This window comes from Pseudomonas sp. LBUM1645 (assembly GCF_059716185.1).
The window spans coordinates 3,665,397-3,689,199 of sequence record NZ_CP166811.1 but is presented as its reverse complement, the minus strand read 5'-3'; the positions used below and the strand labels follow the sequence as shown (position 1 = coordinate 3,689,199).

At 59.6% G+C, this 23,803-nt stretch carries 18 protein-coding genes; 13 read left to right on the top strand and 5 right to left on the bottom strand.

The window, feature by feature from the left end:
- Positions 1-27 precede the first annotated feature (27 nt).
- Positions 28-675 (bottom strand): MliC family protein, encoded by a 648-nt coding sequence (locus ACA079_RS16500; protein WP_497700085.1) that lies wholly within the window; start codon positions 673-675, stop codon positions 28-30.
- Positions 676-949: 274 nt separating this feature from the next.
- Between ACA079_RS16500 and ACA079_RS16495 the strand changes: the two genes are divergently transcribed.
- The 6 genes from ACA079_RS16495 to otnI all read left to right on the top strand — a co-directional run bounded on the left by ACA079_RS16495 (position 950) and on the right by otnI (position 6,891).
- Entirely contained in the window at positions 950-1,117 is a 168-nt protein-coding gene (locus ACA079_RS16495; protein ID WP_282479280.1) for a hypothetical protein, read from the top strand.
- Positions 1,110-2,015 carry an L-threonate dehydrogenase gene (ltnD, locus tag ACA079_RS16490; RefSeq protein ID WP_497700084.1) on the top strand — a complete coding sequence of 302 codons (906 nt, stop codon included), beginning with the start codon at positions 1,110-1,112 and terminating at the stop codon, positions 2,013-2,015. The genes ACA079_RS16495 and ltnD overlap by 8 nt, the downstream gene beginning before the upstream one ends.
- Positions 2,016-2,043: 28 nt before the next feature.
- Positions 2,044-3,336, top strand: coding sequence for a 3-oxo-tetronate kinase (otnK, locus tag ACA079_RS16485; RefSeq protein ID WP_497700083.1), 1,293 nt, complete (start codon positions 2,044-2,046; stop codon positions 3,334-3,336).
- Positions 3,333-3,971 carry a 3-oxo-tetronate 4-phosphate decarboxylase gene (gene otnC, locus ACA079_RS16480; protein WP_497700082.1) on the top strand — a complete coding sequence of 213 codons (639 nt, stop codon included), beginning with the start codon at positions 3,333-3,335 and terminating at the stop codon, positions 3,969-3,971. Before otnK ends, otnC begins: the two co-directional genes overlap by 4 nt.
- Positions 3,972-4,160: 189 nt before the next feature.
- Positions 4,161-5,621 (top strand): GntT/GntP/DsdX family permease, encoded by a 1,461-nt coding sequence (locus ACA079_RS16475; RefSeq protein WP_497700081.1) that lies wholly within the window; start codon positions 4,161-4,163, stop codon positions 5,619-5,621.
- A 481-nt stretch (positions 5,622-6,102) separates the two neighbouring features.
- Entirely contained in the window at positions 6,103-6,891 is a 789-nt protein-coding gene (gene otnI, locus ACA079_RS16470; RefSeq protein WP_497700080.1) for a 2-oxo-tetronate isomerase, read from the top strand.
- Positions 6,892-6,937: 46 nt separating this feature from the next.
- On the opposite strand, the gene ACA079_RS16465 is transcribed toward otnI, so the two are convergent.
- Positions 6,938-7,759, bottom strand: coding sequence for a DeoR/GlpR family DNA-binding transcription regulator (locus ACA079_RS16465; RefSeq protein WP_497700079.1), 822 nt, complete (start codon positions 7,757-7,759; stop codon positions 6,938-6,940).
- A gap of 181 nt (positions 7,760-7,940) precedes the next feature.
- Here ACA079_RS16465 and ACA079_RS16460 point away from each other — a divergent pair, with 181 nt between their 5' ends.
- From ACA079_RS16460 to ACA079_RS16435, 6 genes are all read left to right on the top strand, one after another.
- Positions 7,941-8,876 (top strand): Ppx/GppA phosphatase family protein, encoded by a 936-nt coding sequence (locus ACA079_RS16460; protein WP_497700078.1) that lies wholly within the window; start codon positions 7,941-7,943, stop codon positions 8,874-8,876.
- Between the two features lie 125 nt (positions 8,877-9,001).
- Positions 9,002-9,775: a ParA family protein gene (locus ACA079_RS16455; protein ID WP_497700077.1), complete on the top strand. Its 774-nt coding sequence runs from the start codon at positions 9,002-9,004 to the stop codon at positions 9,773-9,775.
- Positions 9,776-9,988: 213 nt separating this feature from the next.
- The gene (locus ACA079_RS16450) at positions 9,989-11,086 is read left to right on the top strand and encodes a carboxynorspermidine decarboxylase (protein ID WP_497700076.1); all 1,098 of its coding nucleotides are present in this window, start codon (positions 9,989-9,991) and stop codon (positions 11,084-11,086) included.
- A 27-nt stretch (positions 11,087-11,113) separates the two neighbouring features.
- Positions 11,114-12,349, top strand: coding sequence for a saccharopine dehydrogenase family protein (locus tag ACA079_RS16445; protein WP_497700075.1), 1,236 nt, complete (start codon positions 11,114-11,116; stop codon positions 12,347-12,349).
- Positions 12,350-12,679: 330 nt separating this feature from the next.
- Positions 12,680-14,401: a type I secretion system permease/ATPase gene (locus ACA079_RS16440; protein ID WP_497700074.1), complete on the top strand. Its 1,722-nt coding sequence runs from the start codon at positions 12,680-12,682 to the stop codon at positions 14,399-14,401.
- Positions 14,394-15,764: an HlyD family type I secretion periplasmic adaptor subunit gene (locus ACA079_RS16435; RefSeq protein ID WP_497700073.1), complete on the top strand. Its 1,371-nt coding sequence runs from the start codon at positions 14,394-14,396 to the stop codon at positions 15,762-15,764. The genes ACA079_RS16440 and ACA079_RS16435 overlap by 8 nt, the downstream gene beginning before the upstream one ends.
- 444 nt (positions 15,765-16,208) lie before the next feature.
- Here the strand turns inward: ACA079_RS16435 and ACA079_RS16430 are convergent, their stop codons facing one another.
- Both ACA079_RS16430 and gfa read right to left on the bottom strand, forming a co-directional pair.
- Entirely contained in the window at positions 16,209-21,035 is a 4,827-nt protein-coding gene (locus tag ACA079_RS16430) for a M10 family metallopeptidase C-terminal domain-containing protein (RefSeq protein ID WP_497700072.1), read from the bottom strand.
- Positions 21,036-21,351: 316 nt separating this feature from the next.
- The gene (gene gfa / locus ACA079_RS16425; protein WP_497700071.1) at positions 21,352-21,930 is read right to left on the bottom strand and encodes an S-(hydroxymethyl)glutathione synthase; all 579 of its coding nucleotides are present in this window, start codon (positions 21,928-21,930) and stop codon (positions 21,352-21,354) included.
- Between the two features lie 214 nt (positions 21,931-22,144).
- Between gfa and ACA079_RS16420 the strand changes: the two genes are divergently transcribed.
- Positions 22,145-22,822, top strand: coding sequence for a dTMP kinase (locus ACA079_RS16420; protein ID WP_497700070.1), 678 nt, complete (start codon positions 22,145-22,147; stop codon positions 22,820-22,822).
- A gap of 52 nt (positions 22,823-22,874) precedes the next feature.
- Here ACA079_RS16420 and ACA079_RS16415 read toward each other — a convergent pair whose 3' ends face one another.
- Complete coding sequence (locus ACA079_RS16415; RefSeq protein ID WP_497700069.1) at positions 22,875-23,777, bottom strand: LysR family transcriptional regulator; 903 nt, start codon at positions 23,775-23,777, stop codon at positions 22,875-22,877.
- Positions 23,778-23,803: the final 26 nt, after the last annotated feature.

Here is a 23,803-nt window from a genome sequence, read left to right as displayed (position 1 = left end):
CTGAGGAAATCGTACTTGCGCCAGAAATCAGCTGACCGGCTCGGCCGTACAACTCATTGCCCCTGAACCTGGCTTCTGGAAAAGGACCATGTTGCCGTCTTGCCAGAAGCGGTAGTTCCCCTGGGAATCCTTGCCCGTGTATTGGGTTCCCGAATCACTTGGCACCTGGCTCAGGGTGATCGAGGTGTTCGCCCATTTCAGGTACACGACACCCGGCTGCGTGTTGAAGAAGGTGGCGGCAATCAGTGCGTTAAACCCAGTACAACGAAAAGCCAGGGGGCCTTCGGTGAGTCTGTCTGGATCCTTGGTTCTCACGATGGCCGAGCCTTGGCGTAGCTGGTACGCGCGCTCGGCATAACTTCGGATCGTGCACGCCTTGGGCTCAGACGTGGACGCACACTCATTACGGGAGTCGATCCAGAACTGCTGGTCGATCAAGACTTTATCTGGCGGCGGTACTGAACGTTGATCCGTGAGCGCCAGGCGATAAAGACGCGTCAATTCGATATCCATCTGTGCCAGTTGCGAATCGCGACAGATAAGCTTTTCGACGGATGCCCTTGCCGTGGCGCAGTCGAAGCCGGTCTTGAACGACGCAGCATTTGCGCAGGTGCTCGTCGCCGCGCAAACGCTGGCAGCGAGCAGACAGGTGAAAAGGGTCGTGACCGTTTTCATGTTGGCTTCACCCAGATCATGACGTGATCCCCGGATTGCCATGAAACCTATCGATCTATTGAACATTCATTCGTTCGCATTGGGTGTATCGCAGTGTAAGTCAGTGCTCAGAACTTGCCACTCCAGGCGTTGGTTGGGTTGTAGGAGGGTGTGGCGGCAGCGATGTTAAAAAATGTTAGATTGAAAAAATACTTCACATAATCTGATCATTGGTAGATGATCTTCACCAGCCGGTATGACAACCTGATAACACGACAAAAACAGGATTGCCTTGATGTTCGATGAGATCCCGACTCATGTGCTGAATGACAGCGCCCCTCAGCGGGTTTATCCGCTCGGCGCTGATCCTGTCTACCGCAGCCCTCTCTACAACGCGGCCAATGTCTGCGCCTTGCAGGCGCGCAAGCAGTCGCTGCTTTCCTCTGGAGTACCCCATGAATAACAAGAATGTCGGTGTTGTCGGTCTGGGCGCGATGGGCCTGGGCATTGCTCGTTCGTTGTTGCGCAGCGGTTTCAATGTGCATGCCTGTGATGTGCGGGCTGAAGTGACTGAACAGTTTGCCGGGGAGGGCGGCGTGGCTTGCTCTTCGCCGTCGCACATGGCCGCTGAGTGCGACGTGATAGTGACCGTGGTGGTCAACGCCGAGCAGACCGAAACCGTACTGTTTGGTGAGGGTGGTGCCGTGGCCGCACTGCGTCCGGGCAGTCTGGTGATCGGCTGCGCCACCGTAGCCCCGACTTATGCGGTGGATCTGGGCCAGCGCCTGGCCGCGCTGGGCCTTCTGTATCTGGATGCACCGATTTCCGGTGGCGCCGCCAAGGCTGCTGCTGGCGAGATGACCATGATGACCTCGGGGCCGGCCGACGCCTATACCAAGGCTGAGTCAATCCTGGCGGGCATGGCCGGCAAGGTTTATCGCCTGGGTGACGTCCATGGCCTGGGTTCGAAGGTCAAAATCATCAATCAGCTGCTCGCCGGGGTGCACATTGCCGCCTCTGCCGAAGCCATGGCGCTGGGCCTGCGTGAAGGGGTCGATGCCGATGCGCTGTATGAGGTGATCACCCATAGCGCCGGTAATTCCTGGATGTTCGAAAACCGCGTGCCGCACATTCTCAAAGCTGACTACACGCCGTTGTCCGCGGTGGATATTTTCGTCAAGGACCTGGGTCTGGTGCTGGATACCGCACGGGCCAGCAAATTCCCGCTGCCGCTGTCGGCCACCGCTCACCAGATGTTCATGCAGGCGTCCAGTGCCGGCTTCGGCCGTGAGGACGACTCGGCAGTGATCAAGATTTTCCCGGGCATCGAATTGCCGACTGCCAAGCCCCAGTCCGTTTGAAGCCCGAGCCCGTTTGAGGAACACCCCCATGACTACCTCCACCGCACGCCCGCTGCTGGGCTGCATCGCCGACGATTTCACCGGTGCCACGGACCTGGCCAACATGCTGGTGCGCGGCGGTATGCGTACCGTGCAAAGCATCGGTATCCCGAGCGCAGACGTTGCCGCCGGGCTTGACGCCGATGCGATCGTCATTGCTCTGAAGTCGCGCACCATTCCTGTCGCCGACGCGGTCGAACAGTCCCTCGCCGCACTGGCCTGGCTGCGCGAACAAGGCTGCGAGCAGATCTACTTCAAATATTGCTCGACGTTCGACTCCACCGCGGCCGGCAATATCGGCCAGGTCAGCGAAGCGCTGCTGGCCGCACTGGGTAGCGACTTCACTCTGGCCTGTCCGGCGTTCCCTGAGAATGGCCGCACAATCTTTCGCGGCCACTTGTTTGTGCAGGATCAACTGCTCAGCGAGTCGGGCATGCAGCATCACCCGCTGACACCGATGACCGATGCCAATCTGGTTCGGGTTCTGCAATCGCAGACCGGCCTGAATGTCGGCCTGTTGCGCTACGACACCATTGCCCGCGGCGCTGAGCAGGTGCGTGCGCGGATCGCAGAGCTGAGGGCTCAAGGTGTCGGCATGGCCATCGCGGATGCCTTGTCGGACAGCGATCTGTACACCCTTGGCACCGCCTGCGCCGATCTGCCGTTGTTGACGGGTGGTTCGGGGCTGGCCCTGGGTTTGCCGGAAAATTTCCGTCGCGCCGGCAAGCTGCGCGACCTCGATGCCTCGAAACTCCCGGCGGTGTTCGGCGGGGAAGTGGTGTTGGCCGGCAGTGCTTCGATCGCGACCAATGGACAAGTGGCGGCCTGGCTCGAAGCCGGACGGCCGGCCTTGCGGATCGATCCGTTGGCCTTGGCTGCGGGTGAACCGGTGGTGGCGCAAGCCTTGACCTTCGCCCGTGATAACCAACAAACCGTATTGATCTACGCCACCAGCTCACCGGATGAGGTCAAGTCGGTGCAACAGCAACTGGGTGTCGAGCAGGCTGGCAGTCTGGTGGAAAACGCCTTTGGCGAAATTGCCCAAGGTCTGCGCCAGAGTGGTGTGCGCCGCTTTGTGATCGCCGGCGGAGAAACCTCGGGCGCTGTGGTTCAGGCGTTGGGCGTACAGCTGCTGCAGATTGGCGCGCAGATCGATCCGGGTGTGCCGGCGACCGTCAGCAGTACTGACGAACCTTTGGCGCTGGCACTCAAATCGGGCAACTTCGGTGGCCGCGACTTCTTCAGCAAAGCCTTGAACCAACTCGCGGGAGGTGCTCAGTGAGTAACGAAAACGCTCTGCGCGAAGAAATCTGCGAAGTTGGCCATAGCCTTTACCAACGCGGCTATACCGTCGGCAGCGCCGGCAATATCAGTGCGCGCCTGGACGACGGCTGGTTGATCACACCGACCGACGTCTGCCTCGGGCGCCTCGATCCGGCGACCATCGCCAAGGTCAATCTGGCCGGCGAATGGGTGTCCGGTGACAGGCCTTCAAAGACTCTGGCGCTGCATCGCCAGGTCTACGACCGCAACCCGAGTGTCGGCGGCGTGGTGCATACCCATTCCACTCATCTGGTGGCGTTGACGCTGGCTGGTGTCTGGCAGGCGGACGACATTTTGCCGCCGCTGACGCCGTATCAGGTGATGAAAGTCGGGCATATCCCATTGATTGGCTACCAGCGACCCGGTTCGCCAAAGGTTGCCGAGCAAGTCGCGCAGCTGGCCAATAGTGTTCGCGGCGTGATGCTCGAACGGCTTGGCCCGGTGGTCTGGGAAAGTTCGGTCTCCAGGGCCAGTTACGCCTTGGAGGAGCTTGAGGAAACTGCGCGGCTCTGGCTGATGAGCGATCCCAAACCGGAACCTCTCGACCAGGCGGCTTTGGACGAGTTGCGAGAGACCTTCGGCGCGACCTGGTAAAGCGCTGGCCTAACACGACAAATCGATACAGCAGGCCCTGCACATGAGACGCGCAGCGACTCTCGATGGACCCGGCTTGCCTGAAAAAACAATAACAACAGGAAATCCAAGCATGACTCACCTTCACTGCGGCATTTTCAGATTCAGTGGCAGAACCGTTGCGTTTACCCGGCGTGGAGGGGTTCTGAAATGAGCCCGTTAATCCTGATGGTTACCGCAGGGGTGGGCATCGCGCTGTTGTTGTTCCTGGTGCTCAAGTACAAGTTCCAGCCCTTCGTGGCCTTGATGCTGGTGAGCATTCTGGTGGCGCTGGTGGCCGGGGTGAAACCGGCCGATCTGGTGGCGACCATCGAAGGCGGCATGGGCAAGACCCTGGGCCATATCGCGATCATCATTGCCTTGGGCGCGATGATCGGGCGGATCATCGAACTCTCCGGTGGTGCCGAGGCGCTGGCCAAGACCCTGATTACTCGTTTCGGCAACCGGCGTACACCGCTGGCGCTGACGATTGCCGGTTTCATGGTCGGGGTGCCGGTGTTCTTCGAGGTTGGCGTGATCATCCTGATGCCGCTGGCCTATGGTATTGCACGCAGTGCGCGTAAGCCGTTGTTGGTGTTTGCGCTGCCGATGTGCGCGGCCTTGTTGACCGTACACGCCTTTCTGCCGCCGCACCCGGGCGCAGTGGCCGCTGCCAGTCAATTGGGCGCGGACCTGGGTCGCGTGCTGATGTTCGGTCTGCCGCTCACCGCGTTCCTTTGCTATGTCGGCTACTGCGTGGCCGGGCGAATGACCCGTCGGGTGTACCCGATGACCGACGATATTCGTGCCGAGGTCTATGGCCCGCATGTCACCAACGAGGATCTGGCCGCCTGGTCAAACGGTAACGACAAGAGCACTGAGCGAGCGGCTGTGGCCGTGTCGCACATGGGCCTGGAAGAGTCCACCAGCAGCATCGTTTCCAAGTTGCCGCCGGCGCCCCCACCAGGGTTTGGTTTGATCGTCAGCCTGATCCTGCTGCCCATTATTCTGATTCTGCTGGGAACGCTGTCCACCTCGTTGCTGCCTGCCGAATCGACCCTGCGCGGCATCATGACCGTACTCGGCGCGCCGCTGGTGGCGCTGCTGCTCGACACCTTGCTGTGTGCCTGGTTGCTGGGTTCGCGTCGGGGCTGGAGCCGGACTCAGGTGTCCGACGTGATCGGCTCGGCCTTGCCCGGTGTGGCCATGGTGATCCTGATTGCCGGTGCCGGCGGGGTGTTTGGCAAGGTGCTGGTGGATACCGGAATCGGCGCCGTAGTCTCCGATATGCTGCGCACCACCGGTCTGCCGGTGCTGGCGCTGGGCTTTCTGCTGACCCTGCTGTTGCGCGCGGTACAGGGCTCGACCACGGTGGCGCTGGTGACCACTGCCGGCATCATCAGCCCGCTGATTGCGACCCTCAATCTCCCCCCGAACCATATGGCCTTGCTGTGCCTGGCCATGGGCGGTGGCGGGTTGGCCATGTCCCATATCAATGACGCCGGTTACTGGATCTTCACCAAGCTGTCCGGGCTGAACGTGGCCGACGGCTTGCGTACCTGGACGGTGCTGACCACCTTGCTCGGCACCTTGGGTTTCTGTATTACCCTGCTGATCTGGCCATTTGTCTAACGAACTGTCGACCTGTAGGAGCACGGCTTGCCGGCGATGGCGTCCCTGAGATCGCTATCGCGAGCAAGCTCGGCTCCTACAAAAATCGTTGTCGACCATAGAACACCTGTAGGAGCACGGCTTGCCGGCGATGACGTCCCTGAGATCGCTATCGCGAGCAAGCTCGGCTCCTACAAAAAGCGTTGTCGACCATAGAACACCTGTAGGAGCACGGCTTGCCGGCGATGGCGTCCTTGAGATCGCCATCGCGAGCAAGCTCGGCTCCTACAAAAAGCGTTGTCGACCATAGAACACCTGTAGGAGCACGGCTTGCCGGCGATGGCGTCCCTGAGATCGCTATCGCGAGCAAGCTCGGCTCCTACAAAAAGCGTTGTCGACCATAGAACACCTGTAGGAGCACGGCTTGCCGGCGATGGCGTCCTTGAGATCGCCATCGCGAGCAAGCTCGGCTCCTACAGAAAAGCCATACATAGGAGCTACCATGCCTCGTTTTGCTGCCAACCTCAGCATGCTCTACCCGGAACATGCGTTTCTGGATCGCTTCGCCGCCGCGGCTGCCGATGGTTTCGAAGCGGTGGAGTATCTGTTCCCCTACGACTACAGCGCTGAAGAACTCAAGCAACGCTTGAGCGACAACGGCCTGGTGCAGGCTCTGTTCAATGCGCCGCCCGGTGATTGGGCGGCGGGCGAGCGGGGCACGGTATCGTTGCCGGGCCGTGAGAGTGAATTTCGTAGCGGTTTTGATCTCGCCCTGGAATTCGCCAGCGTGCTGGGTAACTCGCGCATCCATGTCATGGCCGGCCTGCTGCCTTCCGAGAGTGATCGGGCACGGCATCACGCCATCTATCTGGAAAACCTGGCCTATGCCACCGCCCAGGCGGACAAGGTCGGGATCACGGTGCTGCTGGAACCGATCAATACACGAGACATGCCGGGCTTTTTCCTCAACCGGCAGGACCAGGCCCAGGCCATCTGCAAGGAAGTAGGCGCCAGTAACCTGAAGGTTCAGTTCGACTGTTATCACTGCCAAATCGTCGAGGGCGACCTGGCCACCAAACTGCGTCGGGACTTCGATGGTATCGGCCATATCCAGATCGCCGGCGTGCCGGACCGGCATGAACCGGACCTGGGAGAAGTCAACTATCCCTATCTGTTCGAGCTGATCGACCAGTTGGGTTATGACGGCTGGGTAGGGTGCGAATATCGGCCGCGTGGCAACACGTCTGCCGGCTTGCAGTGGTTGCGGGACTGGAAGGCGCGCCAAGCGTAATAACGAAGATGGACGACGGCTCTGCTGAATGCGCGAGCCCGTCGTCTCAGGCCGGGGTATTGTCAGACGGCAGCAACAGCTCGACTCCCTGCTTGCGAATGCCATCGGCCGCGGCCGGGGTCAACGCATCGTCGCTGAGGATAATGTCGAACTGCTCTAGCCCGGCGATCTTGTACATGCTGAATGTGCCGTACTTCGAACTGCTGGCCACCAGCACCACTTGCGAGGCCGATTGCATTGCGGCTTGTTTCACCTCCACCTTCAGAGCCGAAGGCGTGGTGAGGCCGCGACGCAAATCCCATGAGCTGGTCGATATGAACGCGATGTCGGTGACGACCTGGCGCAAGGTGGCAACTGCCAGGCCGCCGACGCACGATTGATTGGAGTGATCCAGCTGCCCGCCGGTATGAATCACCGTGACATGGGGGGCTTCGATCAGCGCCTGGACAATGCCGAAGTCGTTAGTCACCACGGTCATGCCGGACAGCGCCTTGATGTAGGGGACGATTTCCAGCGTACTGGTTCCCGCATCCAGGTAAATCGTCATATCGGCATGCAGCAGCCGCGCGGCGAGCTTGGCCATGGATTGCTTCTGTGGCAACTCGACCACCGCCTTGAGCTGATGGCTGGGCTCACTATGGAGCTGGCTGGCGATCCGCACCCCACCCGTTACCGAGTAAGCACGACCTTCCTGCTCCAGCAGCGCGATATCGCGACGTATGGTCATGTGCGAACAGTCGAACATTTCCATCAACTGATGAACGCTCAGCACCTGATGCTTGCGCAACTGTCGCAGCATCAATTCACGGCGCTGTTCAGGAATCATCGGTGCGCCGCTTTCGGCGGCGATGTCCTTTTGATTAGGCATTCGGGCTCCAGATTAAGGAAAGCTGACGGTAAAGCTAACGGTCAAACATAGTAGCGAATCTGTGGGGGGATCAGTAGCGTGCTTATTCGTAACGGGTAGAGGGTGTCATCTTAGCGTCATCGACCCCATGGCAAGATCCTCGCAAACCGCCTAGTGCGCTCAGCTTGCAAGGAATCCCCCCATGAAAGGAGACGCCTCTCTATTTGCAGCCATTGACCTTGGTTCTAATGCGTTTCGCATGATGATCGGCCAGTCAGTCAGACGGCGTCAGGGGTTCGTGATCCAGGAAGTGAAAACCTTGCGTGAACCTGTCCGTTTGGCGGAAGGGTCTCAAGGCGGGGCACTGGACGAGTTGGCGTTGGATCGGGGATGGCAAGCGCTCGCACGATTCGGCAAAAAGTTACGCGGCTTTGAGGCCGGACGTGTGCGGGCGGTAGCGACCAGTGCAGTGCGCGAAGCCGACAATGCTCAACTGTTTTTGGCCAGTGCGGAGCGGCACCTGGGTTTCCGGATTGACGTTATCTCTGGGCATGAAGAGGCCCGACTGGTGTACGCCGGTGTTGCTCATACGGTGCCGGGTACACAGAGCAGGCGACTGGTCGTGGATATCGGTGGAGGCTCCACTGAACTGATTCTGGGGCAGGGCGCTCAGCCCTTGTTGACCGAAAGTATTGCCATTGGCAGCGGCACCTTCGGCGCGCGTTACTTTCAGGGTGGCCGTATTACGGCTCAGGCACTCCTGGAGGCTGAGCGTGTAGCCACTCTACAATTTGAAAAGGTGGCGCGTCGTTATCGCGCGTTGGGTTGGCAGCAGGTGATAGGTTCTTCAGGCACCGCACGGATGCTGGCCAAAGTACTCAAGGCCAACGGGTTGAACGACTTTGGCGAAAGCGGCATCACCTACAGCGGCCTGTTGCGCTTGTCGTTGCGCCTGCTTGAAGTGGGGAATGTCAAACAGCTCGGACTGGCGGGCTTGCAAAGCCATCGCCAGAGCATCTTGCCTGGAGGTCTTGTACTCATGCTGGCGGCATTCAAGGTGTTTGGTGTCTCGCATATGACGCCTTCCGAGCCGGGTTTGAGGTTCGGCGTTCTTCATGGTCTGATGTGTAATCACTGATCAACCCATAGCAACCTTGCAGAGCAGGAACCTTTACGGTTAATCGTTACAGCTTTTACAGTGCTTGAAGCTATAAAACTCAGGGAAGACATGATGTCCACCTATGCTAATTTTTCGGACATTTCATGAGACGTGTGGTTTTTAATCAAAAAGGGGGCGTCGGGAAATCCAGTATCGCGTGTAACCTCGCGGCCATCAGTGCCAATGAGGGCTATCGCACCTTGCTGATTGATCTGGATGCCCAAGCCAATGCTACTCACTATTTGACCGGACTCAGCGGCGAAGATATTCCCCTGGGGATCGCCGACTTCTTCAAACAGACACTGTTCCCAGGCCCGGCCTCAAAGAAGGCCCAAGCCAATATCCATGAAACCCGTTTCGACAACTTGCATTTGATCGCTGCCTCGTCGGAGCTGAGTGATCTGCAATCCAAGCTCGAGACACGCTACAAAATTCAGAAACTCAGCAAGCTGCTGGACAGGCTCGATGAAGACTATGAGCGGATCTATATGGATACGCCGCCCGGTCTGAATTTTTACAGCGTCTCGGCGCTAATTGCCGCTGACCGCTGTTTGATCCCTTTCGATTGCGACAGCTTTTCTCGCCAGGCGATTTACGGTGTGCTGCGAGAAATAGAGGAGATCAAAAGTGATCATAACGAGAGGCTGGAGGTTGAGGGCATCGTTGTTAACCAATTCCAGGCTCGCAACGCACTGCCGCAACGACTGCTCGACGAGCTGATTGCCGAGAAAATGCCGGTGTTGTCTGCGTATCTGATGAGTTCGGTGAAGATGCGTGAGTCACACCAGGCCAGCAAGCCACTGATCTATCTGGAACCGCAACACAAGCTGACCCGGCAATTCGTAGAGCTGTTCAACTTGCTTGAAAGCCAGGCCTGAACGGGGCCACTACCCGTCGAGCTCTCCAGGAAATTCACGACCGCATTAAAATGTTTGTCACCGTTAAGACCAGGTAGTGAAACTTTTCGAGGTGCCTGGGACTTAAATTGAGCCACGTTTCGCGTGGAGAGGGCTTCCTGCTCTTTCGATCTGTAGCGAGTGAAGGCACAATGCGCATCCTTTTTTGGCTGGCCTTGCCGGAGGCGCCTCGAAATGATCAAAACGCCGTACTACCTCATCGATAAACAAAAGCTGCTGGCGAACATGCAGAAGATCGCCTATGTGCGCGAACAGTCCGGGGCCAAGGCCCTGCTGGCACTCAAGTGCTTCGCCACTTGGTCGGTGTTCGACCTGATGCAGCAATACATGGACGGCACCACGTCGTCGTCGCTTTACGAGCTGAAGCTCGGTCGGCAGAAGTTCGCTGGCGAGACCCACGCCTACAGCGTGGCCTGGGCCGACGACGAGATCGAGGAGATGCTCGAGAACTGCGACAAGATCATCTTCAACTCCATTGGCCAGTTGCAGCGCTACACCGAGGCTTCAGCAGGCAAGGTCCGCGGCCTGCGGGTCAATCCGCAGGTGAGCAGCTCGGATTATCTGCTGGCCGACCCCGCGCGGCCGTTCAGCCGTCTGGGCGAGTGGGACCCAGTGAAGATCGAGCAGGTCATCGAGCAGATCTCTGGCTTCATGTTCCACAACAACTGCGAGAACGGTGATTTCGGCCTGTTCGACCAGATGCTGTGCACCATCGAAGAACGCTTCGGCGACTTGCTGCACAAGGTCGAGTGGGTCAGCCTCGGTGGCGGCATCCACTTCACTGGCGAAGGCTACGCGCTGGACGAGTTCTGTGCGCGCCTCAAGAGCTTCTCGAAAAAATACGGCGTGCAGGTTTACCTGGAACCGGGCGAAGCGGCCATCACTCAGAGTGCGTCGCTGGAAGTCACCGTGCTCGACACCCTCTACAACGGCAAGCACCTGGCGGTTGTGGACAGCTCCATCGAAGCGCATATGCTCGATCTGCTGATCTATCGCCTGAATGCCAAGCTGGCGCCTAGCGATGGCGAGCATACGTACATGGTGTGCGGCAAATCCTGCCTGGCCGGAGACATTTTCGGCGAGTATCAATTTGATCGTCCTTTGGCTATCGGGGATCGGCTGTCGTTCATCGACGCAGCGGGTTACACCATGGTCAAGAAGAACTGGTTCAACGGCCTGAAAATGCCGTCCATCGTAGTGAAACAACTCGACGGTACTGTCGAGGTGGTTCGTGAATTTGGTTACAACGACTACATGTCCAGCCTTTCGTAAGCTGGCTGAGAAGGAGAGAGAGAAAAATTGAAGAAGAACGTGCTTATCATTGGTGCAGGAGGTGTCGCCAAGGTGGTGGCCCACAAGTGCGCGCAGCACAACGATGAACTCGGTCGTATTGCTATCGCGTCGCGCAACATCTCCAAGTGCCAGGCCATCATCGACAGCGTCAAGGCCAAGGGCAGCCTCAAAGTGCCCGCCGAAATCCAGGCCTTCTCGCTGAACGCCCTGGATGTAGAAGCGACCAAGGCGCTGATCCGCGAAACCGGATCGCAGATCGTCATCAACGTCGGTTCCGCCTTCCTCAACATGTCGGTGCTGCGCGCCTGCATCGATACCGGCGTGGCCTATCTGGACACCGCCATTCACGAAGAGCCGGGCAAAGTCTGCGAGACGCCGCCCTGGTATGGCAACTACGAGTGGAACCACCTCGAAGAGTGCAAAGAGAAGAACATTACCGCCATTCTTGGCGTGGGCTTCGACCCGGGTGTGGTCAACGCCTATGCAGCGCTGGCGCAACAACAGTATTTCGACCGCATTGATTCGATCGACATTCTCGACGTCAATGCCGGTTCCCATGGCAAGTATTTCGCCACGAATTTCGACCCGGAGATCAATTTCCGCGAGTTCACCGGACAAGTGTGGAGCTGGCAGAACAGCCAGTGGACCAGCAACACGATGTTCGAAGTCAAGCGCACCGACGACCTGCCTGTTGTCGGGTCGCAGAACCTGTACCTGACCGGTCACGATGAAGTGCACTCGCTGTCGAAGAACCTCGACGTGCCCAACGTGCGTTTCTGGATGAGCTTCGGCGAGCACTACATCAATGTGTTCACCGTGCTCAGGAACCTCGGCCTGCTCTCCGAGCAACCGGTCAAGACCGCCGAGGGCCTGGAAGTCGTGCCGCTGAAAGTGGTCAAGGCCGTGCTCCCTGATCCGAGCTCGCTGGCGCCTGGCTACACCGGCAAGACCTGCATCGGCGACCTGATCAAGGGCACCAAGGATGGTCAGCCGCGTGAAGTGTTCATCTACAACGTGGCTGATCATGAAGACGCTTACGCGGAAACTGACAGCCAGGGCATTTCCTATACCGCAGGCGTGCCGCCCGTGGCCGCAGCCCTGCTGGTCGCCCGCGGCGAGTGGGACGTGCAGCGCATGGCCAACGTCGAGGAGCTTCCGGCTGAGCCATTCCTCAAGGCGCTGGATGTGATGGGGCTGCCGACCCGCATCAAGGACGAGAATGGAGATCGTCCCTGGAGCTGAAACGCTTGAGGCTCGCCACTTACAGGTGAGCCTGATTTCCCGCTCCATACGCAAAAACGCCGCTCTTTGAGCGGCGTTTTTGTTTGTGCGAGCTTTGGACAGTAATGGGGGAATGCAACATCCCCGCCCGTCACCCACATTGAAACCCAGCCCGTCGAACCGGCACTAACCCGTGGTTACGTGGTCAGTAATTGGCGCCTTTAGCGACGAGGATCGTCTCTGATAGCGGCGCATCCGGCTACGTTTAGTGTTTTCTCCAATGCCTTGGGGCAAAAAAAACCGCGATGGATTGCGTCCTGGAACGACTTTTCCTTTTGCGGGCGACACTCTATGGGTTTGCTTCTCGATCCGCGTCAAGACATTGATGCCGCTTTATTAAGCTATCGCCGAGTGTTCTGGTCGCTGGCGCTGTTCAGTGGGGTGATCAACCTGCTGGTGCTGGTGCCGTCGCTCTACATGATGCAGGTGTACGACCGGGTCCTCACCAGCCGCAACGAAACCACCTTGTTCATGCTCACCTTGATCGCCCTGGGACTGTTCATGTTCAGCGCCCTGATCGAGTGGGCACGCGGCGAGGTGATGATTCGCATGAGCGCGGGGCTGGACGATGCCTTGGGCGAGCGGATTTTCGACGCCGCCTTCGCCCGCAGCCTGCGCGAGCACAACGCCAACCCCGCGCAGGTGCTCATCGATCTGGCGACGCTGCGGCAGTTGATCACCGGCCAGGGCCTGATCGCCTTGCTCGATGCGCCGTGGTTGCCAATCTTCCTGCTGGTGGCGTTCATCTTTCACCCCTGGTTCGGCGTGCTGACGCTGGTTCTGGCCCTGGTGCTGATTGGCCTGGCGCTGTGGGGCGAGTTGGCGACCCGCACGCGTTTGGGCGAAGCCAATCGCCTGGGCGTGCAGTCGTCGATCTATGTAAACAGCACGTTACACAATGCCGAAGTCATCCAGGCCCTGGGCATGCTCGGGCCGTTGCGCCAGCGTTGGAGCCTGCTGCAGCAACGCATCATTGCCGCCCAGGCCCATGCCAGCGACCGTGGCGCGCGTATCACGTCGATGACCCGTTTCGTGCGCATCTCCGGACAGTCTCTGGCACTGGGCCTGGGGGCGTTGTTGGTGCTTGAAGGCCAATTGTCGGCGGGCATGATGATTGCGATGTCGCTGCTGCTGGGGCGTGCCCTGGCGCCCGTGGAAATCGCCATTGGCTCGTGGAAGCAATTCAACTCCGGCCGCCAGAGCTACCAGCGCCTGAGCCAACTGCTTGCCCAGCATCCGCGCGAGCGTCTGCGTATGCCTTTGCCACCGCCCACCGGGGCAGTGCGCCTGGAGCAGTTGTATGTCGGCCCGCACGGCGCCTCGCAACCGATCCTGCGGGGTATCAATTTCAGCCTGGCCAAAGGTGATGTGCTCGCGGTCGTCGGCCCCAGTGCCAGTGGTAAATCAACGCTGGCCAGGGCGATGGTCGGCGTATGGCCGGCCATGGGTGGGTCGGTGCGCCTGGACGACGCCGAGATCAGTCAATGGTCCCACGACGCCCTGGGCCCGCACCTTGGATACCTGCCGCAGGACATCGAGCTGTTCGACGGCAGTGTGGCCGACAACATTGCCCGCTTCGGCGAGCAGGACGCCGACAAGATCATCGCCGCCGGGCGTCACGCCGGCATTCACGAGATGATCCTGAGGTTCCCCAAGGGTTACGACACGCCGCTGGGCCCCGGCGGGCTTGGCTTGTCCGGTGGACAAAAGCAACGCCTCGGCCTGGCTCGCGCGCTATATGGGCGCCCGTCGCTGATTGTGCTCGATGAGCCCAACTCCAACCTCGATGACGCCGGAGAGCGGGCGCTGGTGCAGGCCATCAGCGCGCTCAAGGCTGCTGGCAGCACCGTGGTGCTGATTACCCACCGACCTAATGTGCTCGCGGTGGTCGATTACATTCTGGTGCTCAAGGACGGCACTCAACACGCATTCGGTCCACGGGATCAGGTGCTCAAGGCATTGATGCCAGGGCCAAGACCGGCCGCGGTCAGGGAGACTGGCGAAGATGCGTGATCTGACTCCTGAGGCACAAACGTATAGCGAGCAGGGGACGAGCGTGCGCGGCGCCACAACGCTGCCCTGCGCCAATACCGACGCCGGGGGGGCGGCACGCTATGGTGTCGGTTTCCTGGTCCTGACGCTGGGCGGTTTTCTGCTCTGGGCCTGCCTGGCGCCGCTCGACCAGGGTGTGGTGGGCAGCGGCACCGTGGTGGTGGCGGGCGAACGCAAGGCTGTGCAGTCGTTGGTCGGCGGGGTAGTGGAAAAGCTGCTGGTCAGCGATGGCGACCGCGTCACCCAGGGGCAGTTGCTGGTGCAGCTCAATACGGTGCAGGCGCAGTCGCAACGGGACGTGACCCTGGGCAAGTTGCTCAACGATCGCAGCGTCGAGGCGCGGTTGATTGCCGAGCGCCTGGGCTCAGCCGAGATCCAATGGCCCGCTGAACTGCTGGAACGCGCCGATGAACCGCGGGTCAAGGCTTCCATGGCCTTGCAGAGCCAGTTGTTTTTGACCCGCCGCGCAGAACTGGGCAGCCGCTTGCAGATCATCGAACACGAAGCCGCGGCATTGCAGCAGCAATTGCTCGGTTACGAAGGCCTCAAGCGCAACTACGACACGCAGATGCGCTTCCAGCAGCAGGAGCTGGAAGGCCTGCGTGGATTGGCCAGTGAAGGCTTCATTCCGCGCAACAAACTCTTCGAGGCCGAACGCAACGCAGCCCAATTGGCCGGGCAGATTTCCTCCGGGGTGGGCGATGTTGGCAGGACCCGCCAGGCGATCAATGAAAGCCGGCTCAAGGCCTTGCAGGCGCAGCAGGAATTTCGCCGCGATGCCGAAACCCGGCTCAGCGAGGTCTCTGCCGAGGCGGCAGGTTATGCCGATCAGATTCGTGCCTTACAGTTTGAAGTCGACAACGGTGCGATCCGTGCGCCAGTGTCCGGGCAGGTCATGGACGTGAGCATTCATACGGTCGGGGGTGTTGCGCAGGCCGGCCAAACCCTGATGCAGGTGGTGCCGCTGGATGCGCCGATGGCGATCACCGCGCGTTTCGAGCCGTTGATGGCCAATAAGTTGCGCCCGGGGCTGCCGGTGCATGTGCATTTCACCGCGCTGCAACGGGTGGATACGCCGACGGTCACCGGCACGGTGACTACGGTGTCGGCGGATCAATTGATCAATGAACAGACGCACCAGCCGTACTTTTCCGCCAAGGTCGAAATTCCCGCTGACACCGTCGCCTCGCTGCAGGCCGCCGGACTGCTGGTGCGCCCCGGCATGCTCGCCGATGTCACGGTGGTGACGGGGGAACGCACCTTTATGAATTACCTGATGAAACCTTTGCGTGAACGCTTGCTTGCGGCCTTCAAAGAGGAATGAGCATGATTGCTGCGCACGACGCCTCGCGCCTCAATGACCCGACCGTGCAATCGGCACACGGTCGTTTGTGGCGAAGGGATTTATCCCCTCGGCACATTGGGTCTGTGGTTAATGCCAGTCAGTTAAGCAGTTTCAGCAGCACGCATACCGTGTAGCAGCTGGCGAAGCCTGCGTTCGGCGGCGCAGCAGTCGTGAAACCTGAGTCCTCGGTGGGTCTGACACACCGCATTATCTGACTTTACGACTGCTGCGCAGCCGAACGCAGGCTTCGCCAGCTGCTACAAGGATCGCGTTACGGCTTAACTGACTGGCATTAGGGTCTGTGGTGGGCTTTAATTTTTCGGGCACTGCAAATCCCCTGTGGGAGCGAGCTTGCTCGCGATAGCGGTGGATCAGTCAGCGTCCATGCCGAATGTACCGCCGCCGTCGCGAGCAAAGTGCAACTCAGGCTGTAAAGTCGCTGGCGTGCAGCTCCTTGACGCCCACCAAATCGAATTCGAACTCGGGGGTGGCGTCGGCGTTGACACTGCCGTAGAGAATGCCATCGGCAAAGCGCAGTTGGCCGGTGGCGTTGGTGGGGTCGAAGGCGTTGCTGCCGATGAAAGTGAAGGCGTCCACGTTGGCGGTCAGCGGGTTGGCGTCCAGGCCGGTAAGATCCAGATGATCACCCTCGGTGGTCTTGAAACCGCTGATCACATCGCGCAAAGCCCCGACGCCCATGTCCGACAGCGCACCAAACGCGTAGGTATCCGCGCCAGTGCCACCGGTGAGGGTGTCGGTGCCTGCACCGCCGATCAGCCGGTCATCGCCCGAACCACCCACCAGCGTATCGTTGCCCGCACCGCCACTCAGAACGTTCGCCGCGCTGTTGCCCGACAGACTGTCGGCGAAGGCGCTTCCCGTCAGGTTTTCGAAGAATTTCAAGGTGTCGAGCCCGGAACCCAAGGTGTTTTGTTGCGCGGACGTCGAGAGGTTTACGGTAACGCCGGACAGAGCGCGTTCAAAAGACACCGTGTCATTGCCATCGCGCCCGTCCAGCACGTTGTTGCCGGCTCCGGCGAACAGCGTGTTGTCCAGCGCGTTGCCCGTGCCATTGGCGGCGCCAGTGCTATCAATATAAAGACGCTCGACGTTGTTGCCGAGGGTATAGGCCGCCAGCCTGCTGTGCACGCTGTCGATCCCTCCAGACGCCGCATTGCTGTTGGTCTCGATCACGATGTCGTCGGCGTTGTCGACATAGTAGGTGTCGTTGCCATCGCCGCCGCTCATGCTGTCGTCCCCTGCGGCACCATCGAGCACGTTATTGGCGGCATTGCCGGTGATGAAGTTGTGCCGCTCATTGCCGGTGCCGTTGATGGCCGACACACCGGTGAGCACCAGGTTCTCGAGATTGGCGCCCAGGGTCCAACTGATCGAGGCCTGCACCGTATCGATCTGCGAGGTCGAAGTGTTGGTTTCCACCACGCGGTCGGACGCGTTATCGACCACATAGATGTCGTTGCCATTGCCCCCGGTCATGGTGTCGGCGCCCAGGCCGCCATTCAGTGTGTCGTTGCCCGAAGTGCCCACCAGGGTATCCGCCTGGCCGGTACCGGAAATCATGTTCTGAGCGTTGTCGAAAATGTCCTGCACGCTGTTGTTGTCGTTGGGGTTGCCCTGGAAGCCAAGGTCAGTGGCAATGTAGTCGGCCAGGCGCTGGCCGACGATCTCCGCCGACTCCTCGTGCAGGTGCCAGACGTCGTCGGGATACGCCTGCGGATCGACTTCGTGGCGCAAGGGGAGGTCGGTGTAGTCCACCGCCAGCTTGACGTCGGCGCGCTCGGCGGCGATGGCTTCCTGGGCGGCGCGGACATAGCCAACCCCCTCGACGATGGAGGCAATCTTGTCTTCCGAATAACCACGGGTACGCGCCGCGTCCTGCTCGTAGTGACCGGTTTCCATGATGTACACGCTGAAGTTGCCGACCTGGGCATGCAGGTAATCAAACACCTTCAGGGTCGCAGCCTTGTAGGCCGCTGCTGCCGCTGGTTTGTCCGTGGCGCGGGCGATCTCCTGGGCGGCTTCCTCGCCCTGGCCCCAAATGATGCCCATGGTGACGTTACTGATGGATTGCAGTTCGGTGAGCTGGTCCCGCAGCAGCGTCACGGCGCGCAACAGCGCAGGCCCGGGTTGGTTGGTGTCGGTCAGCCACCAGCACAACTTGAGTTCCTCGGCGCTGAGAGTCGACAGGCCGGTGACCGTGCTGCCGCCCACCGCGATGTCGATGCCGTTGCCATCGGCATCGCTGAACTGGCTGCGCACGTCATAGGTGGTGTAGCGGTCCAGGTCGTTGACCAGCATCGAGGTGCCGGACTGATTGTCGTCCTCCGTCATGCGCAGCAGGCGCGCATTGGATTGGCCGAGGGTGGGCACGTAGAGGATGTCCTGCTGGGCACGCTCGCCGAACACGAAGTCGCTGGCGGTCAGGGTGTTGAGGTAGTTGCCGTTGAGGGCGATTTCGAATCGATTGCCATCGGCGTCGGCCTCGGCGGATTTGATGTAGGTCTTGTCGCCGGCCGTGTTGAGGGTGATGTACAACGTGCCATTGCTGCCATCGCCGAGGCCGACAATGCCAAGTCCCGAAACATCGATCTTGTCGACGCCCACGGTAAAGTCATAAATCGTGTCGGTGGCCGTGACACCGCCGGTGTCGTAGTCGCGGTAGCTGTCGAGTACGTTGGTGTAGCGGAAGGTGTCGGCACCGTCACCGCCGTACAGCGAATCGCGTCCGGCGCCGCCGTCGACGGTGTCCGCGCCGGTGCCGGCCTTGATTGTGTCGTTGCCACCGAGGCCGAGGATCAGGTCTGCGCCCGCCGTGCCGTTGAGCGTTTCGGCATTGTTGGTGCCGGTGATGGTGTTGGCAGGCGCATCGGCCACCGCCAGGGCGAAGCTGTCGCTGACGGTTGCATTGCTGCCATCGGACGCGGTGACCTGTATGGAGTAAGTGCCCGATGCCGTGTCGCTTGGCGTGCCGCTGAAGGTGCGGGTGGCGGCGTCGAATGTCAGCCAGCCGGGCAGGGCGCTGCCATTGGCCAGTTTGGCGGTGTAGCTGAGGCTGTCATTATCCGGATCGGTGAAACTGGTGGCCGGCACCACGTAGCTGAATGCGGTGTTTTCGGTCGCGGTCTGATCCAGCAATGGCGTGGCCAGCACCGGCGCCTGATTGGTCGGCGACGAGGTGGCGAAGACAAAATTGGCGCTGGTTAGCGTGTTGAGGTAGTTGCCGTCCAGCGCCACTTCGAACCGGTTGCCATTGGCGTCGGCGGTCAGGGACTTGATGTAAGTCTTGGTGCCAGCAGTATTGAGCGCCAGGTACACGGTGTTGTTTTTGCCGTCCCCCAGATCGGTGAAACCCATGGCCGAGAGGTCGATCTTGTCGGCGCTGATATCGAAATCGGTGATCAGGTCGCCAAGGTTGGCACCGCCGGTGTTGTAGTTGCGGTAACTGTCCAGGCGATTGGAGAACACAAAGATGTCCGCCCCGGCGCCACCGGTGAGGGTGTCCATGCCGGCACCACCGTCGAGCTTGTCGTCGCCCGCGCCACCACTGAGGCTGTCGTTACCCGCCAGGCCGAGCAGGGTGTCGGCCGAATTGCCACCCAGCAGCGAGTCGCTGCCGCTGGTGCCAGTGATCACACTATTGAAGATGAAATGGCTGGCGGTCAGGGTGCTGGCGAGGTTGCCCGAGAGAATCAATTCGAAGCGATTGCCGCTGGCGTCGGCATCGTAGTCCTTGATGTAGGTGCGGTCATTGCTGGCGCTGTAGCTGACCTGCAGGGTGCCGCCACGGCCATTGCCCAGGCCCGTGAAACCTAGGCCGGCGAGGTCGATCTTGTCCTGGGTGACGTCGAAGTCGGTGATGGTGTCATCGAAGCTTGAGGTTGCGTTGCGGTAACTGTCGGACTGAGCGACGAAACGGAACGTATCGGCGCCGGTACCGCCGGTGAGTTTGTCGATGCCTGCACCACCCACCAGAATGTCGCCACCGGCCCCGCCATTGATGGTGTCATTGCCGGCTACGCCATAGAAAATCTCGTTGGCGGCACTGCCCAACAGGGTGTCGTTGCCAGCCGTACCTTGCACGGTGGTCATCGGCACTGTGGCGCTGACGTAGCTGCCGTCGCCATAGACCAGCGTGGCGCCCTTGCTGGTGTGGCTGATGGTGTTGCCGATGATGGCGTTGCGATCGGTGCCGTCTTCATTGCGCTCTGCAACACCGTAGGTCGACAGGTTGCTGCCGCTGATAAGGTTGCCCTGGATCGTGTTGTCGCTGCCGTTGAAGTACTTACCTGACACGCCCAGGGTGTCGTCGTAGGACTGGATGATGATTTCCGGTACGGGGTTGCCCAGGGAGTTGTTGTTGAGCGTGTTGTCGATGATCTCGACGTGGTTGCTGCCGTAGATGCGGATCCCGGCGCTGGTGTTGTCGTGGATATCGACGCCGCTGACGGTCACCTCGCTGGACAGCTTGATCAGCACCCCTTCGGCGCCGTTGCCGTACACCTCGCCACCGGTGATGGTGATGTTGCTGGGGGAGGGGATGTCCTCGCTGCCGCGCTGCACCACGATGCCATTGCCGCCATTGTTGTAGGCAACGTTGTTGGTGAGGGTGAAGTCGTGGGTACTGGTGACGACGTTGAAACCGTGGCGGTCATTGTCGTAGGCAACGTTGTTTTCGAAGGTGCTGTCGCTGAGGAAGTCAGCAACGAAGCCGTCCAGGCCATTGCCGTGGGACACGCTGTTCTTGATGACCATGTTGACGGTCTGCTCGTGAGGGTCGAAACCGTACCCGGAGCAATCCTTGATCTCGACGCTGTCGAGGGTGACGTTGGAGTCGTAGCCTGCTTGGCCGGGAATGTAGCCGTTGAACCAACCGTCGATCTTGCCGGTGGTGTTGTCACGGTTGCCGTCGATGGTGAGGTTGCTGACGCCAAAGTCGTGGGTTTCCTCGCCATAGGCCGAGCGGATGACACCCGTGATCTTGGTGTCGGAGCCGTCAGCCACCTTGACGGTGGTTTCGCCCATGCCGTCGCCGTACAGGTAGACGTTGCTCTTGAGCATCAGGCAACCGTCGGAGGGTTCCTCGCCTCCCGAAACGATATAGGTTCCGGTCGGTATGTACACCTGCCCACCGCCTGCAGCGGCCGCCGCATCAATCGCGCTTTGTATCGCCGCGGTGTCGTCTGTGATGCCATCTCCTTTGGCGCCAAAATTCTGTACGTTGAAAATCATGAGTTTATCTCCGTATCAGGCTAAACCTCGGCAGATGCCAATATTCCATCGACAGCTACCGGTTTATGACCCAACGGAGCGCAAAAGTTATGACCGCATATCGGAGATACGTCAAATAACTGATCCTGCTGATCAGCGGTTGTTAGGGAAGGCAAAGGAAATAACGTTATTTTGACACTGGTTCCGGCTGCAAGCGCTGCCTCGTCGGGAGCGGGATCGCGAAGACAATGGCGTTATTGATCAGGCCGAGCGTGTTTTGCGGTTTGAGCTGCACAGCCGGCCGCGGTCCGACGAAGAAACCACGGCGGCCGATCAATCAGGCGGAGGGGAGCAAGCCTTTCTGTTTGGCGACATGAGTCGCCATTGCATCCATCAATTCCGGGGACAGGCAGTCATAGGGCTCCAGGCCGATCGAGCGCAGACGCTCACGGATGGCCTTCATTTGCGTTGGCGGTGTGCCGGTTTCGATGATGGAGGACACGAACGCTGCGAACCCCGGCGCAGCCCATCCGGTCTGCGGAGAGAGCTCGGTGTGGACGAAGTCCAGGCCATAAAACGCATGGTCCTTGTTCTCGATGCGCCCGAAGAGATGGGTGTGGCACTGCTTGCAGGCGTGCCGCTGGATGGTGGCGGCTTCGTCGACAATTTCCAGTTTTTCGCTGTGGGCCGTGACGCTGACCTTATCCCGAGGCACCACGGCGATCACGGCGAACGTCGCACCTTGCGGTTTCCAGCATTTGCTGCAGCCGCACGCGTGGTTATGCAGGGTTTGTGCGTCGATCTTGACCTCGACCTTATCGGTCGCACACAGGCATTGCAGGGTGCCTCCTGTGAAATTCTCGGCGGCGGATTGGATACCGTTGTCCAGTGCAGGGTGAAGTTTCAAGGTGCTCATTGGCTTCTCCGTTTCAGGGGCCTGTACCTGAGAATCGTAGTCCAAATCCGCTATCCATAACCCTGGATTCTGAGACCCGTTAGCCGGAAATCAGGTTAGAGTGTTCATCAGTGTCTGTTCATAAGCACCCTCCACTCGATTCGCGTAGTCGCGCCAAGCGGTTCCAGCGAACGAACCGGGCAAAAAAAACCGTATATCAATCGTTATGTGAAGAATGAATCGTCCGCTGTTTGTTTCTCTAGATGGGCCCAAGGGAACCGGCAAAACCACACTGTTGGAGGCCGTTACGAAAGCACTGAGGGCAGACAACAAAAAGGTGATCCGACTTTGCGAGAGTAAAAGCGATCCCTATAGGGGTGAAACAATGGCCCTCGTTAACAAACTCGTCAGAAACCCCACCCGGGATTTGGAGTTGAGGGTTTGTGAGCGCCTTGCTGATAGCCGTACCTGGATTTCCCAGCACGTGCTGCCTAAACAGCCATCAGGCAGCATCATCTTGATCGATCGCTGGTACCCGTCTGATGCCGCGTTTCGCCGGATAGTCCCGTTTGCAGAGATTCTACAGTTGAACATTGATCGAAATGTGCGAGTGCCAGACCTGCATGTCGGGGTTGTCACCGCCCCAGATATTTCATGGGCGAGGGCAGCGGCACGACGGCGTGGGCTGAGCAGTACCGTGATCCATAAGCTGGAAGAACATGTCGCGTGTACCAAGGCGTTCGAGCGAGCGATTGCAGATCACGGCTGGGTTTTATGCCGTAATGAAGGAACGATCGAAGACGCAACGATGCAGGTGGTTTCTGAGATCTATAGAGTCCTTCAAAGTCCCGTAGGCGAAGTTCGCTGCGCCGGTCTTGATGCGGTCGAGATAGCCATAGATATAGATCGTTAGCAGGATCGAAGAGGTGATTTGTCGCCGCAGCGGTAACCGGCCAGGGCACGCCTCAATCAGAAAACAGCTCGAACATCAGCTGGCGAAGCCAACGATTGGCTGGGTCCTTGTTATAGCGTGCATGCCAGAATAAATTTATTTCGATGTTAGGCAGTTCCACCGGCGTCGGTAGAACCGCGAGCCCAAAGGGTTGTTCGCAACTGCTGGCGAATCGTTCAGGCACTGTTGCCATTAAGTCGGTGCGTTGAAGTATGTGGCCGACTGCGACGAAATGGGGGACCTCGAGGCGTATGTTGCGCTCGATGCCGGCCCGAGCCAGAAACGTATCTACTTCGCCGTGACCCGTGTTCGCTGCTACAACGCGAACGTGGTCATAACTGCAAAAACGCTCAAGCGTTAACGGTTCCCTGGTAGCCGGGTGGTCCTTACGGCAAATGCAGACATAGCGATGGTGAAACAGGCGCTGCTGAAAAAATCCGGCTTGCAGGTGCGGCAGCAATCCGACGGCGAGGTCGATCGCACCGTTCTGCAATCCTTCGGCCAAGGTATTGGAGGTGTTGCGCAGTGTGCTGATCGAGCAACCCGGAGCGCGCTCAGCCAGCGCGTCCATCAGCCGTGGCATGAAGTAGATTTCACCGATGTCGGTCATCGCCATCGTAAACCTGCGATTGCAGTTGAGCGGGTCAAACTTGTCCTGCCGGCTCAGTGCATCACGTAAGGTCTGAATGGCCAGCGCAACCGGCTCAGCCAACTGCCGGGCATAGGGCGTGGGCTCCATTCCTTGATAAGTGCGAACGAACAGCTCGTCGTTCAAAGCGACACGCAGTCGCTTTAACGCGTTGCTGACAGCGGGCTGGGTCAACTCAAGGCTATCCGCCGCTGTTGATACCCGGCGGTCAATGAGCAGCTGGTTAAACACCAGAAGTAGATTGAGATCCAGCTCACGTAATTCCATAACGCCTCGTGCAGATTGCGCGCTCA

Bases quoted from the DNA above. Each gene is read 5' to 3' on its own strand.
- ACA079_RS16500 (WP_497700085.1), bottom strand. From the start codon at position 675: ATGAAAACGGTCACGACCCTTTTCACCTGTCTGCTCGCTGCCAGCGTT.
- ACA079_RS16495 (WP_282479280.1), top strand. From the start codon at position 950: ATGTTCGATGAGATCCCGACTCATGTGCTGAATGACAGCGCCCCTCAG.
- ACA079_RS16430 (WP_497700072.1), bottom strand. From the start codon at position 21,035: ATGATTTTCAACGTACAGAATTTTGGCGCCAAAGGAGATGGCATCACA.
- otnI (WP_497700080.1), top strand. From the start codon at position 6,103: ATGCCTCGTTTTGCTGCCAACCTCAGCATGCTCTACCCGGAACATGCG.
- ACA079_RS16435 (WP_497700073.1), top strand. From the start codon at position 14,394: ATGCGTGATCTGACTCCTGAGGCACAAACGTATAGCGAGCAGGGGACG.
- ltnD (WP_497700084.1), top strand. From the start codon at position 1,110: ATGAATAACAAGAATGTCGGTGTTGTCGGTCTGGGCGCGATGGGCCTG.
- ACA079_RS16450 (WP_497700076.1), top strand. From the start codon at position 9,989: ATGATCAAAACGCCGTACTACCTCATCGATAAACAAAAGCTGCTGGCG.
- ACA079_RS16420 (WP_497700070.1), top strand. From the start codon at position 22,145: ATGAATCGTCCGCTGTTTGTTTCTCTAGATGGGCCCAAGGGAACCGGC.
- ACA079_RS16475 (WP_497700081.1), top strand. From the start codon at position 4,161: ATGAGCCCGTTAATCCTGATGGTTACCGCAGGGGTGGGCATCGCGCTG.
- gfa (WP_497700071.1), bottom strand. From the start codon at position 21,930: ATGAGCACCTTGAAACTTCACCCTGCACTGGACAACGGTATCCAATCC.
- ACA079_RS16415 (WP_497700069.1), bottom strand. From the start codon at position 23,777: ATGGAATTACGTGAGCTGGATCTCAATCTACTTCTGGTGTTTAACCAG.
- ACA079_RS16455 (WP_497700077.1), top strand. From the start codon at position 9,002: ATGAGACGTGTGGTTTTTAATCAAAAAGGGGGCGTCGGGAAATCCAGT.
- otnK (WP_497700083.1), top strand. From the start codon at position 2,044: ATGACTACCTCCACCGCACGCCCGCTGCTGGGCTGCATCGCCGACGAT.
- ACA079_RS16460 (WP_497700078.1), top strand. From the start codon at position 7,941: ATGAAAGGAGACGCCTCTCTATTTGCAGCCATTGACCTTGGTTCTAAT.
- ACA079_RS16440 (WP_497700074.1), top strand. From the start codon at position 12,680: ATGGGTTTGCTTCTCGATCCGCGTCAAGACATTGATGCCGCTTTATTA.
- ACA079_RS16465 (WP_497700079.1), bottom strand. From the start codon at position 7,759: ATGCCTAATCAAAAGGACATCGCCGCCGAAAGCGGCGCACCGATGATT.